This is a genomic window from Sphingobacterium sp. HSC-15S19, assembly GCF_050433745.1.
GTDB lineage: Bacteria > Bacteroidota > Bacteroidia > Sphingobacteriales > Sphingobacteriaceae > Sphingobacterium > Sphingobacterium siyangense.
Genome location: NZ_JBNPWQ010000028.1, coordinates 59,373 through 73,373 on the forward strand (window position 1 = coordinate 59,373; position 14,001 = coordinate 73,373).

A 14,001-nucleotide genomic window follows, 5' to 3' on the forward strand; every position below is an offset into this window, starting at 1 on the left:
CAATAACCTCAAACAATGATTCAGCTATATTTTAAATCAGCTTTAAGACAATTATTTAAACATGGCTACTATACGATGCTGACGATTTGCGGGCTAGGGTTAGCCATGGCCTGTAGTTTGTTTATCTACATCTACAATAGTTTCCAATTGAGCTTTGATCAGTTTCACGTCGATAAAGATCGAACCTTTTTAGTCGTACAAGATTTAAAATTGGACAAGATAGAACACAGCAAAGGGGGCGCTTATGCCATGTATGACGCCATATCTCGTGAAATTCCTCAAGTAGAAAAAACAGCATTATATATCGATAATAAAAATCTTACGCTACGTATAGAGGATCAATTATATCAGACAGCAGGCAAAGCGTCATTTACTTCCTCCAGCTATTTCAACATATTAAATTTCCCTTGGATACAAGGCAAACCGGAGGAACTGGATCAACCCAATACGGTAGCCTTGACTAAAAGTATTTCAAAAATTTATTTTAAAGATGAAAACCCTATTGGAAAAATAATTTTAGTAGATGGCAAATTCCCCATAAAAGTCATCGGTATCATCGATGACAGCAAGAGAAATTCCGATTTTCGTTCGGATATCTATATATCGTTAAATTCACTGACAAATTTATGGCAGATTCCCAAAGATGATGGATTCTTTCTCAATTGGGGCTATACTAATTCAAGTAACAACATCATACTAAAACTAAAACATACATCCGATCAGGCTGCTGTGGAGAAAAGCATACAAAAGCTAATCACGAAATATTGGGACAAGGATGTACTTCAATATTTTCATTATAAGCTACTGCCACTACCCCATTTTCATTTTGACGCGAATTATGGCAAAGGGACCCAACGAACCTTATTGAACATCTTAGTTGTTATCGCCGTGGGCATTGGTGGTATAGCATTTATCAACTATAGTAATATCGTATTTGCCCAACAAATGAACCGGAGCGTAGAAATGGGGGTCAGAAAAATACTAGGGAGTTCCAAGCAGCAACTGTATTACCAGTTTCTGATCGAAACCTTGCTGTTGACAGCGTGCTCAGTCTTATTTGCGTTATTACTATTGAGTCTTTCCATCTCCTGGGCCAATCAATACCTATTTGAAGATGAGCCCGTGCAAATTATCAACCTGTATTCATTTTTGGGTACAATTGGAATACTTTGGGCCGCTACCGCACTAGTCACCTCTGTTTACCCGCTGATCTTTGTAAATCGAATGAAAATCCAGCAAGCCTTAAAAAAGTTGACCTTAGGCCCATGGAGCTTAACCAGAAAATCTTTTATTGTCGTACAGAATGTAATCGCCATGATTCTTCTGATTGCCACGTTCGTTATTGTCTTACAGGTAAACCATCTCAAGCAGACCGATATTGGCTTTAATCGTGAACAAGTGGTTCTCTTTCCCATGACGAATAACATGCTGAAATCAAAAGAGAAAATTGTACATTTCCTTCGTGATCGAACGGAAGTGCAATCATTTACTTTCTGCGACAATCCGCCATCACACGAAAAAGTATGGGGTGGAACTTTTCAATTTGATAACAGATCAGAATGGGAAAAATGGCCTGCTAAGTATGCAATCGGCGATTCAACCTATATCAGGACCTTTCATATCAAATTATTGGCCGGACGGAATTTTGATGACAATCCACAAAATCCAGAGTTTTTAGTCAATCAGCAGATGGCTACTACATTGGGATTTAAAAACCCAAATGATATCCTTGGCCGAAATCTGAATGCTGGCGGGCTCAATGAAGAGCACATCGGAAAAATTGTAGGTGTGGTTGCAGATTTTAGCACCAATTCGCTCAACGAGCCTATATCCCCTACCGTAATTGGCTACAATGAAAGCCGATTAAAAAACCTGGCCGTTAAGTTTAAGGGACATAAGCAAGATATATTATTGAAAACGCTAGCGCTACAATGGAAAAACTGGTATCCTGATGAAGTTTTCCAATATAAGTTTTACGATCAGCAAATTGCTAACCTTTACAAAAAAGAAGCGTTGGTTGAAAAACTTATCTGGATTGCGGCTATTGTATCGCTATGTATCAGCTCACTTGGTTTTTTAGGTTTGCTGTCCATCAATATCCTCAAACGCACAAAGGAAATTGGCATACGAAAAGTACTTGGCGCTTCCGTTTCAGGTATTGTCATTTTGCTATCTCAGGACTTTTTCAAGTGGATGGCTATTGCCTTCACCATTGCCACTCCTGTAGCATATTATCTCATGGAACACTGGTTAACTAATTTCCCGTTCCGAATAGAAATTAGCTTGTGGATCTTTTTCCTTGCTTTCTGCACTGGATTAATCTTGACGTTATTGGTCATTGCACTGCAATCCATCAAGGCTGCAATAGCAAATCCGGTCCATAGTTTACGGAACGAGTGATTGACTGCTTCGGCATGGAAGAGGATCTCCAGCTACAGGCATCCGCCGAGCTGGAGATTGAATGCTGTACAATATTGAACGGCAGACTGTCCGATATCGAACAGCACTCAGCAGTACAACAACAATAAAAAACTAACTATCAACAACATACACACTTGGCCAAACATTTGTATTTTTAGTTTTCTATGTCGAGGCCCCATTATACAAACAGCTTCATGAACGGAATAAATTCTTATTACAAAGACAATGAACTTTACAAACTTTAAGATTGCTTGGCGAAATATTCGAAAGAAAAAAGTGCAGAACCTGATCAATCTAATTGGATTGACCTGCGGTATTACTTTTCTACTACTTGTAGGCGCCTATGTATGGGATGTACACCAAGTGAATAGCAATATCAAAAATATTGATCGGCAATTTTTGTTGCAAAGCAAGTATAAGAAAGAAGGATTTGGTATTAACTTAACCACGTTAGGGGCGCTCCCCAAAGCCTTACATGAGGAGTATCCTAATCTCGTCTCTAATTATTATCGGATTGATGGATTGACAGGTATCGTAGCAAACGGAGCAACAATCCATGAAGAAGGGATGTCTCTCGGAGATCCTAGTCTATTGACGATGTTCGGATTCCATATTCTAGCGGGTAACGCCAATACTGCCCTGAATAATCCTTTCTCAGTTGTCATCAGTGACAAAGCAGCCATAAAATATTTCGGCCATGTGGATGTACTTGGAAAATCGCTACAAATAAAAAATTTCAAGGGGGAAAAACACGATTTTGAAATTACAGCAATCATCAAATCTGATGTCCAAAATGCCATTATGGATCTTACAAAGAATATGCATGCAGACATATTTTTACCGATCATCAACGAGCAATTCTTTGGCCGATCTATAGACAATTGGAATAATCCATATATTGCCGGCTATATTGAATTGAAGCCAGGTGTCAGCTCGGAACAAGTAGATGCTGCCATAGAGACACTGGTAGGCAAAAATACAGATAAGGAATTTTCCAGCCAATATAGCCCTAGTTTAAAACCATTGAAAACCTATTATTTAGACGACAACCAGGGGGCTGTTCGCAAAATGATACAGACATTGATCTTGACGGCTATTTTTATCTTGATCATGGCCATTATAAATTTTATTAATTTTAGTATCGCTCAGCATATTACGCGATTAAAGGAAATGGGTGTTCGCAAGATGATGGGATCGTCTCGGGTGCAGCTTATTAGACAACTGATGACCGAATATATCCTGATCGTGGCCATAGCAACATTAATCAGTCTGCCAATCTATATCGTGACAAGCCCAATCTTTGAACATATCTTGATGCGCAAGCTCCCTACGTTAATGGAATTGCCGATTTATTTTTTTGGTCTACTGGGTATAATGACATTATTAATTGGTTTACTGGCGGGTCTATATCCAGCAATCAAGCTTTCCAATATAGCGGTACTTCCGGCAGTCAAAAATCAGTTTTCGACCTTGGGCGGCAAACAGCTGGTACGAAAAATTCTTTTGTTTTTTCAATTTGGGGTAGCCTTGCTGCTGCTGGCCTGCACACTAATTATTTCCAAACAGGTGGACCTATTTCTCCATAGCAATCTAGGTTACAACAAGGACTACTTATTAACCGTTCAAGTACCTAGAGATTGGTCCGAAAATGGTGTTCGCAAAATGGAGACTTTACAACATGAACTCAGCCAGCAACCAGAAGTAAAATCTGTAAGCTTATCTTATGAAACACCTGGATTACTGGGGTTCAATATGCAATCTGCATTCGGTACGGTTGAAAACAAAGAAATCCAGGTACAACGGATTACAAGTGATAGTCACTTTTTGGGAACCTATGAGATACCGCTAATTGCGGGAACTTTTCTTCCTAAAAACTATGCTACTCATGCGGATAATAGACCAGTCGTCATCAACAGAAAGGCTATGGATGATTTTGGCTTTAAAAATGCCGAGCAGGCTATTGGTCAGCAAATAGCAATCAATGATCCTAATTACAAAATGACTGTTGTGGGCGTTGCTGAAAATTTTGTAGCCAACACACTTCATCAGGCATCTCCGCCTATTATCTGGATAGATGTACATGAGAGCCTTCAATACCGATACCTCAGTATTCGCTTACAAAAAGGCTCTCTTTCCAATGCAGTACAACAACTAGAAAAAAAGTGGAAAACGTTGCTACCTGATGCACCGTTCGAGTATCAGTTTATGGATGAACGTATCAAAAGTTTATATGAAACTGAGTTGCAGCTGCATCGCGCTTCCCAGATTGCTACGGTTGTTTCGCTACTGATCGTGGCATTGGGACTTACCGGATTAATATCGCTTTCCATCCATCTGCGCAATAAAGAAGTTGGCATTCGTAAAGTACTTGGGGCTTCACTAGCACATTTGATGTTACTCTTTTCAAAAGAGTACTACGGAATCTTCCTATTTGCTGCATTTACGACAGTTCCACTGAGCTATCTATTGATGCAATACTGGCTACAAAATTACATTATCCGAGTAGAAATCAATGCATTTACCTACTTGTTACCATTGGGCACGTTGATTGGTTTGCTGAGTTTATTGGTTGGTATTATTGTATTTCGATCAACTCGGTTTAATCCAGTTGAAAAATTAAGAGATGAATAATCTAAGAAACCAATCCACATAAACAGTATGATAAAGAATCACCTTAAAACCGCTTGGCGAACATTGATGCACAATCGGATCTATTCGCTATCAAATCTCATCGGCTTAACCATCGCGTTACTGGTATTTATGTTAATTAGTTCACTTGTCATTGATGAGCTTTCCTACGACAGACAATGGGGCAACTCCAATGAGCTTTACCGAATGAGGGTGGTACCCAAAGAAACACAGGAAGGTGTCAAAACCAATATTTCAGGAGCTCCTGAAGGTCTCTCAAAGGTCTTGAAAACTAATTTTCCTGAAATTTTAGGTTATTCCACGATCAACAGTAGTTCACAGAAATTAACAATCGACGGTCTGTCAAAACAACTAGCTGAAATCAGTACCTTAGTAATTGACAGTGGTTTTTTCAATCTTTTTGATACAAAAATAATTGCAGGCAATCCAAAACAAATTATTGCAGGTGCAAAAAACATCACATTGACAGCCTCTGCTGTACAAAAATACTTCAGCGGAAAAGATGTACTCGGCAGCACATTCTACAATAAACCGCAAGAAGGGGAACCAGAGGCTTATTATGTCAATGCTATTATTGAGGATATTCCTCATAATTCATCCTTTCAGGCAGAAGCGCTCGTGCTGATGCCTAAGGTAAATGAATTCAATCCGACAGAGGCCGGCTCATTGCAAACACAAATTCTATTGCTCAAAAGCACAACTGATATTAACCACTTTTCGACCAAAATAAACAAATGGTACAATGGACAAAAACTGAATGACTGGGCGAAAAGTTTTAATCTTTTTATTGAACCCATCAAAGATATACACCTACAAAGTATTACAGGATGGGAGAATCCCATGCAAGATATTTATCTACTGGTGGGAATAGCGACACTTATTCTTATACTGGTCAGTATTAATTACATTAACCTAAGCTTTGCGCATGCCTTAAAACGCACACAACAGATAGGTATCCGTAAGGTATTGGGAGCAAGCCGAAGAAATCTAATCTTACAAATGGGCATAGAGAGTACGATACTCTTTGCCAGCTCTTTTCTGATCGCATTTTTCGGTTATATTCTTGTCAGTCCTGCATTTGAAAACTATTTAGAGCATCCACTGACAATGAGCTACCAGCATTCTTTATTCATGTTTGCTGGACTACTAACCACCTGGATAATTTTAGGCTGGTTGTGCAGTTTACCGACTGCGTTGTCTCTATCGAAAACACAGCCATCGCTTGAACTTCGGAAGCAGCTATCTTTCTTCAGACTTCCCTTAAATATGGCATTTACCAAAATACTGGTTGTCTTCCAATTTGCTATCTCCATCGTCGTAGCGATCTGCATGATGTCAATGCGGGCACAACTGCATTATTTGTATAGCAAAGATCTTGGCTACGAACCTAAAAATCTTTTAGCCATCAACTATACCTCTTGGGAAGGAAAGGATCAGGCTTTCAAACAGGAGCTATTAAAAAATTCATACATCGCATCGGTTAGCCTAACAAGCTGGACTCCCTTTAGCGGGGGCGCAGATTTTAAAATAGTAAAAGACCCTCACGATCCGAACAAAGAATTGCCTATTGTATTTGTTTATGCGGATTATGATTACATCAAAACAATGGGTATAAAACTCCTTGACGGACGTCCTTTGAGTGCGGACTATGCACTGGACAGATCATTTACGGATTCGGTACACAATGGGCAACCAGTATTTACAAACATGCTCGTTTCCGAAGGAACAGCCCAACGGCTCCCTTTTAAACTCAATAAAAGTTTAGAGCTCCTAAAAAATACACCAGTGGGTATATTTAAAGAATTTAACGGAGCAAGTTTAAAGTTTCCGATCGGTCCTTTTGCAATTAAGGCAGAAACTGAATGGGAAGGTGGCTGTATGCTCATTCGGGTAGAGGAAGGCAAGAAAAAGGAAGCTTTAGCATTGGTAAACAAGACATGGAACAAATTTTTCCCAAACCGGATAGCGCAGATCAACTGGCAGGAAGATCAAGTACAGAATCAATATAACAAAGAAAAAAAACAATACCAGCAATTAGCACTTTTTACCGGTTCCAGTATGCTGATTGCCATCTTAGGGATCGTAGCTATTGCTATTTATACACTAGAACGAAGAGTAAAAGAAATTGGTATCCGTAAAGTACTAGGGGCTTCCGTAAATACGATCACATATATGATTTCCAAATCCTTTATCTTACTCCTCCTGATAGCTATTCTAATAGCTTTCCCTATAGCATGGTGGTTTACGCATAAATGGCTAGAAAATTTCTTCTATCATATAGATGTACCGATCGTTCTATTTATTTTCACAGGGTTGTGTATTGGTTTGACAACTTTAGCGATTATCGCCACCCGTATATTCCAGACAGCCCGTATTAACCCTGTCAATAGTTTAAGAGATGAATAAGAAAAATAAGCCGTAGGTTATCTAAGCTAAAAAGTGTATTAATTATTAACCAAATTTGGGTGTAGATCAGTTTATAATTGGTGTACCTACGGCTTAGGATCTTTGAAGCGATTTTTAGCTGTTTGCGTGTTGGACAGCTAAAAATTGCTTATTTCTTTTCAGTCGATTCCGTGGGAGCAGCTAAAATATAACCGAATCCGTATTGAGATGCTTTCCGAATAATTTTGCGGTCATCAGACCGATTAAGGAAATCATCTAGTACCTTAATCAGGTTTTTAGGATGTATATACCTTCCTAATTTAGCACAGCATAAGTTGTGTATTTCGTCAGGTCTCTTTTCCACATTAAAATATCCCATATCAATATTTTCATCCAAGAGAGTACTTATCTCTTTTACTTCTTCTATTGTCGAAATTTCATACGGGTCGAGATCATGTCGAATATCGATTAACTTAAATTCGATTACTTTTTGATCTTGCTCTACCTCAACTTTATACAGTTCATAAATAACGCGGTCACCCAATTTAGTTACATGCAATTCATATGTATACTTCTGTGACGACAACTCGATTCCGTAAAGCATCAATTCATTCATACTCTTTATTTCTAGTACAAGCTGCATGACAACCAAATCATGAACAAAAGTTCTTTTCCTTTTGAATGTCTCAACTTTATTTATAAAATCGAATGACTTTCCCATTAAAAAAGAAACTTCTTCGGGTGACAGGTGCCGCGAAATACGTTGTAGCAGCATACGATAATATATTTGCATGTCTAACTCTCCGCATCTCCTCCTATATACTTTTGTTTTTTGAAATTTCGCTGTTTTCATCATTGACATATTTAAATGATATAGATTTTCAATACAAAAGAATAGAAAATATTCTACAAATAAAAACATTTGTATAAATAAAAATAACATTTTGTATATTTATCTATACAAAACAAGAGCATACTAAATCATAACTATGACAAAGCTAGGTGAATTTTTAGAGAAGAAATCCGTTAATAAATCGCGAATTGCGCGCAAAACAGGTTTAAGTAAGGCAAGAATCAATGAGTTAACGATGACCGAAACGGCTAAATTACGTTTGGATGAAATGTACCTGATCGCATTGGCTATTGATACAGATCCAGCTAAAATGATGTTCGAACTATGTGATCATCTCCAGCTGAAAGAGATTGAAGAGTAAGCAATTCTCTATTTACCATCAGCGCCTAGAACGTCTGTGCGATACTGAACGCCAAACTGTTCGATATCGTACAGACGAGCTTTTCAAATTTAAAACAACAAACTAGTTATCAATACATTAACAAAATGGCAATGCAATTGATTTCAGCTTAAACGTCTGTTTTGATTATAACTACCAGTCATTCAGACCTTAAAAATTTCTGCTATGATAGGAAATAATCTCAAAATAGCTTGGCGGAATATGGCGAAAAACAAGCTATATTCATTCATCAAGATTGGTGGCTTTGCCTTTAGTATTGCGATCTGTATTCTTATTGTTTTATATCTAAAACATGAGACGAGCTATAATAAGTTTTATCCGGCTATGGATAGAATTTACCGCTTGGTTGTTCAGTTACCCATAGAGAATAAAACCGAGCGCTGGGTTTCACTTTCTGCACCGGTAGCGCCAACCCTAAAAGCAGAAATACCCTCCATTGAGCAAACGGGGCGCATCCTACCTAATCCGTTATTCGGTGCGGGCAGCAACCAATTGTCATTAAATAACAGCCCAGATAGCCATTACGATGACGGATTTGTCTATGTCGACCAGTCCATTCTCGACATGTTTCCTATGCCAATGGTTTCGGGCCAGCTGTCCCATGCACTCGATAAGCCCAACACATTGGTTATTACCAGAAGCAAGGCCGAAAAATACTTTAAAAATGATCCAATTGGACAAACGATTTATCTCAACAACAATAAATCGAAGGCCTATACCATCACTGGGGTCATTGAAGATGTGCCCAACAATTCGACCCTTGCCGGTTATAGTTTTTTTATGTCGCTCGCTGGAGAACCTTTTTATCAAGGCGAACAGACTGCTTGGCTCAATAACAATTATACTGTTTATGTCAAATTAAAACCCAACGTAAATGTTGCACTGGCAGAAAAAGAAATTTCAAAGAATTACTTAGAGATACATTATCTCCCTGAATATCTAAAATCAGGACGGAAACTTAATCCGCTTTTCAAGCAGGCAAAAATAACTTTACAGAATGCACTCGACATGCATTTAAAATCTGTGGATATAAGCGACGATAAAGTTAGTACATTGAACAGAGGCGATATTCGCATGGTTTGGACCTTCGCAACAATAGCTTTATTTATTTTGTTCATTGCCTGTATTAACTTCATCAACTTATCGACAGCAAATGCAGCAACGAGAGCAAAAGAAATTGGTATCCGTAAGACTATTGGCTCCTCCAGGAAGCTGCTTGTTGGACAATTCCTTGTTGAAGCAATTTGTTATAGTGTATTGTCACTGATTATTGGGCTCTTTCTAAGCTGGCTACTACTACCCGTATTCAACCAGCTAGCCAACAAATCCTTGACCATTCCTTGGATAGCAGCGTACTTCTTTCCTTCTCTTTTGGTGGCCATATTGGTGATCGGTGGTCTTGCCGGAATCTACCCAGCATTGTACCTATCCAAATTTAAACCAATTACCGCACTGAAAAACAATGTCATTGGCGCTAAATCTTCGCTGTTTAGGAATAGTTTGGTTGTCTTTCAATTCGCGACCTCAATTATCCTTATCGTTGGAGCATTGGTAACCAATAAACAGATAAACTACATATTGGACAAAGATCTGGGATTTGACAAGGAACAAGTCGTTGTGCTTCGCGGTATTGGAACATTATCGAAACAGCTTCCAAGTTTAAAAAATGAACTAAAGAGCCTCCCCAATGTTGCCTCAGTTTCCATGGGTGATTTTCTTCCAGTACCCATCGATGGAGCCAAACGAAATGGTAATCCGTTCTGGGTCGATGGCAGAAAAGATCTTGATATGGCTACACAGGGCCAATTTTGGGAAATCGATCAGGATTACCTGAGCACATTCGGTCTTCATTTAAATAAAGGACGAAATTTTGATCCCACCAGAGCCACCGATAGCAGTTCGGCTATTATCAATCAGAAATTGGCCGACGAACTTCATTTAAAGAATCCCATTGATGCAAAAATCACCAATGGCAATACATGGACCGTCATTGGCGTAGTAGATGATTTTATTTTTGAGTCGCTAAAGGATAAGGGGTATGCAGGACTTTGTATGACATTACAAGGCAATCCTTCCCTCCTCTCTATTAAGGTAAAACCGCAACATCTCAAAGAGACGCTCGCTGATATCACAGGAGTATGGGACAAATTTGCCCCAAATCAACAAATTAACTACAGCTTCTTGGACGAAGGTTTTGAGGCTCTTTATCAAGACGTGGAACGGACCAAGAATATATTCACTTGTTTCGCTCTTGTTGCCATTTTTGTTGCTGCGCTCGGGCTTTTCGGTCTCGCAACTTATGTGACACAGCAACGGACCAAAGAAATTGGCGTACGTAAGGTCCTTGGAGCCAATGCGATTAGATTACTCCGATTATTGTCTGGAGATTTTATAAAATTGGTGTTTGTAGCCTTGGTCATTGCTACACCAGTTGCGTGGTGGGCGATGAACCAATGGCTTACAGATTTTAACTATCGGATCGAAATAAATTGGCTCTACTTCATTCTTGCAGGAATGAGTGCCATTTTAATTGCTTTAGGCACAATCAGCTATCAGACTTGGAAAGCCATTCGCGCCAATCCTGTGGATAGCCTGCGTGATGAATAAATACAAAACCGTAAAAGACTTTTATTATGATAGGAAATAATTTAAAGATCGCTTGGCGAAATATGGTCAACAACAAACTGTACTCGATCATCAAGATCGGCGGATTCGCTTTTAGCATTGCGATTTGCATTCTTATTATGCTGTACATCCGACATGAAACCAGTTATGATAAAATGTATCCCAACATGAACCGTGTTTTCCGTCTTATCGTTTCAGCACCCGATGGTGATAAAGTGAGGCAAACCTTTGCCTTTCCTGCCCCAGCAGCTAAAACCTTGCAAGAGGAAATCCCAAGTGTTGAATTAGCCGGTCGCATTTTACCCAATACCTTATTTGGTGCCGGAAGCAATCTGTTTACTGTAAATGGCCGCGCGGAGAACTACCTTGATAAAGGTTTTGTATATGTTGATCAGTCCATTTTGGAAATATTTCCGCTTCCGGTCGTACAAGGACAGTTATCACATGCGCTGGACAAACCCAATGCGATAGTCATTACCAAAAGTAGGGCTCAGAAATATTTCAAAGGAAATGCCGTAGGACAAACCATCTATTTGAACAATAATAAAAATGTTTTATACAACATAACGGCTGTGATCGATGATGTTCCAAACAATTCCAGTCTCTATGGTTATGATTATTTTATATCCCTAGCGGGGGAACCATTTTATCCGGGTGAGCAAAACAATTGGGGCGCGACAAATTACATTACCTATGTAAAACTGAAGGAGAATACAGATATTGCCAACGCACAGCGTAGCATTTCAAAAAACTATATTCAGGACCATTATATTTTGCTCAACAAAAAAAATGGAATGAAAATATCGCCAGAAATGATGCAATCAACCGTATTGCTTCAAAACGCCCTTGATATGCACCTGCACTCGAAGAATATTTCGGAATATGGAATGGCGACACAATATCAAAGCGACATTAAGATGGTCTGGATATTTACGGGCATTGCATTTTTTATATTATTGATTGCCTGTATAAACTTCATCAACTTATCAACGGCGAATGCAGCAACACGAGCCAAAGAAATCGGGATTCGAAAAACCATTGGATCAAATCGACGGACACTGATTATCCAATTTATGACCGAAGCGATATGTTACAGTCTTATTTCACTCCTTATAGGGTTATTATTAGCCTTCCTGTTATTACCGCTATTTAACAATCTAGCCAACAAAGCGCTGTTTATACCGTGGACAGTGTGGTACTTTGTTCCTTCGCTGATTTTGAGCATGTTGTTCATCGGTATCCTTGCTGGCTTATACCCAGCGTTCTATTTATCAGGATTTCAACCTATCAACGCATTAAAAAGTAAATCGGTTGCTAACCCTAAATCTTCGTTGCTACGTAATGGACTGGTTATTTTCCAGTTTGCAACATCTATTATATTGATCATCAGTGCACTCATTGCAAATCAACAAATCAGTTTTATGCTCAATAAAGACATTGGCTTTGATAAAGATCAGGTCATTGTACTTCGTGGTGTAACGGGTATTGCCTCTCAGGCAAAAGAATTAAAAAATGAATTGAAAGCCATTCCAACAGTTCGTGATGTCTCCATCGGCGACTACTTACCGGTTCAATTGGATGGCGCAAAAAGAAATGGGAATCTTTTTTGGTCCAAAGGAAAAGAAGATCTTGAATTGGGAGAAGGCGGGCAATTCTGGAATATCGACGAAAGCTACCTCACTACATTTGGACTAAAACTTATAGCCGGCCGAAACTTCGATCCACATATCGCATCGGATAGTTCTGGTGCTATTGTTAACAAAAGAATGCTTGCAGATCTAGGCATCAAGGGAAATCCGATTGGTGCACAAATTACCAATGGCATGACGTGGACCATTATTGGTGTCGTCGACGATTTTATCTTTGAATCGATGAAAGATGAGGGCTACTATCCCGTTTGTATGACCCTCGCCAACAGCCCCTCCATGCTTTCCATCAAGACTAAATCTACAGAGATGTCCAAAACATTGGCCGACATTAATACCGCCTGGAACAAGTTTTCACCAAATCAAAAAATCGATTACAATTTCCTCGATGCCGGCTTCGCAGATCTATATCAAGATGTCCAACGGACCAAAAATATCTTCAGTTGCTTTGCTTTTGTAGCCATTTTTGTTGCAGCTCTGGGACTTTTCGGACTGGCAACTTATGTGACCCAGCAACGAACCAAGGAAATCGGTGTCCGCAAGGTTCTCGGTGCAAGTTCCATCCGATTACTCAAATTACTCTCCGGAGATTTTATAAAATTGGTGTTTGTAGCTTTGATCATTGCTACACCTGTAGCGTGGTGGGCAATGAATCAATGGTTGAGAGATTTCAACTATCGAGTAGAAATCAATTGGTTCTACTTTATTCTAGCGGGTCTCAGTGCAATCCTGGTTGCTTTCGGAACCATTACTTATCAAACATGGAAAGTCGTCCGTGCCAATCCAGTCGATAGTTTAAGGGATGAATAAAGTCAGAAGATCTTAAAAATTGGTGTTCGTTGCCTTGGTAATTGCCTTGCCTGTTGCTTGGTGGGCAATGAACCAATGGCTCAGGGGGCATGGATGTTCGATTCTGGACGTAAACTGTTCGAAATCGAACATCCAAAAACAAGACAAAAACACGATAAGTGATTTATAATAAAACTATTACGACACTGGCAAGGGGATTGTAATTTTAATTG

7 protein-coding genes are annotated in these 14,001 nt (G+C 39.2%); 6 read left to right on the plus strand and 1 reads right to left on the minus strand.

All coding sequences use genetic code 11. From position 1 onward, the window contains the following. Window positions 1-15: 15 nt before the first annotated feature. The 3 genes from L1283_RS20535 (at window position 16) to L1283_RS20545 (ending at window position 7,476) form a co-directional block, all read left to right on the plus strand. Window positions 16-2,400, plus strand: coding sequence for an ABC transporter permease (locus L1283_RS20535; protein ID WP_429626409.1), 2,385 nt, complete (start codon window positions 16-18; stop codon window positions 2,398-2,400). A gap of 246 nt (window positions 2,401-2,646) precedes the next feature. Then, complete coding sequence (locus L1283_RS20540; protein WP_286850988.1) at window positions 2,647-5,052, plus strand: ABC transporter permease; 2,406 nt, start codon at window positions 2,647-2,649, stop codon at window positions 5,050-5,052. Between the two features lie 27 nt (window positions 5,053-5,079). Then, the gene (locus tag L1283_RS20545; RefSeq protein WP_145327809.1) at window positions 5,080-7,476 is read left to right on the plus strand and encodes an ABC transporter permease; all 2,397 of its coding nucleotides are present in this window, start codon (window positions 5,080-5,082) and stop codon (window positions 7,474-7,476) included. Between the two features lie 148 nt (window positions 7,477-7,624). Here L1283_RS20545 and L1283_RS20550 read toward each other — a convergent pair whose 3' ends face one another. Further along, complete coding sequence (locus tag L1283_RS20550; RefSeq protein WP_286850989.1) at window positions 7,625-8,248, minus strand: hypothetical protein; 624 nt, start codon at window positions 8,246-8,248, stop codon at window positions 7,625-7,627. A gap of 196 nt (window positions 8,249-8,444) precedes the next feature. Here L1283_RS20550 and L1283_RS20555 point away from each other — a divergent pair, with 196 nt between their 5' ends. From L1283_RS20555 to L1283_RS20565, 3 genes are all read left to right on the plus strand, one after another. Further along, window positions 8,445-8,669, plus strand: a complete 225-nt coding sequence (locus L1283_RS20555; RefSeq protein WP_070566237.1) for a helix-turn-helix domain-containing protein — start codon at window positions 8,445-8,447, stop codon at window positions 8,667-8,669. Between the two features lie 204 nt (window positions 8,670-8,873). Then, window positions 8,874-11,315 (plus strand): ABC transporter permease, encoded by a 2,442-nt coding sequence (locus tag L1283_RS20560; protein ID WP_429626410.1) that lies wholly within the window; start codon window positions 8,874-8,876, stop codon window positions 11,313-11,315. A gap of 26 nt (window positions 11,316-11,341) precedes the next feature. Continuing rightward, window positions 11,342-13,789 carry an ABC transporter permease gene (locus L1283_RS20565; RefSeq protein WP_145327812.1) on the plus strand — a complete coding sequence of 816 codons (2,448 nt, stop codon included), beginning with the start codon at window positions 11,342-11,344 and terminating at the stop codon, window positions 13,787-13,789. Window positions 13,790-14,001 lie beyond the last annotated feature (212 nt).

Coding starts and splice junctions, on each gene's coding strand:
- L1283_RS20535 (WP_429626409.1), top strand. CDS start 16: ATGATTCAGCTATATTTTAAATCAGCTTTAAGACAATTATTTAAACAT.
- L1283_RS20545 (WP_145327809.1), top strand. CDS start 5,080: ATGATAAAGAATCACCTTAAAACCGCTTGGCGAACATTGATGCACAAT.
- L1283_RS20565 (WP_145327812.1), top strand. CDS start 11,342: ATGATAGGAAATAATTTAAAGATCGCTTGGCGAAATATGGTCAACAAC.
- L1283_RS20560 (WP_429626410.1), top strand. CDS start 8,874: ATGATAGGAAATAATCTCAAAATAGCTTGGCGGAATATGGCGAAAAAC.
- L1283_RS20550 (WP_286850989.1), bottom strand. CDS start 8,248: ATGCAAATATATTATCGTATGCTGCTACAACGTATTTCGCGGCACCTG.
- L1283_RS20555 (WP_070566237.1), top strand. CDS start 8,445: ATGACAAAGCTAGGTGAATTTTTAGAGAAGAAATCCGTTAATAAATCG.
- L1283_RS20540 (WP_286850988.1), top strand. CDS start 2,647: ATGAACTTTACAAACTTTAAGATTGCTTGGCGAAATATTCGAAAGAAA.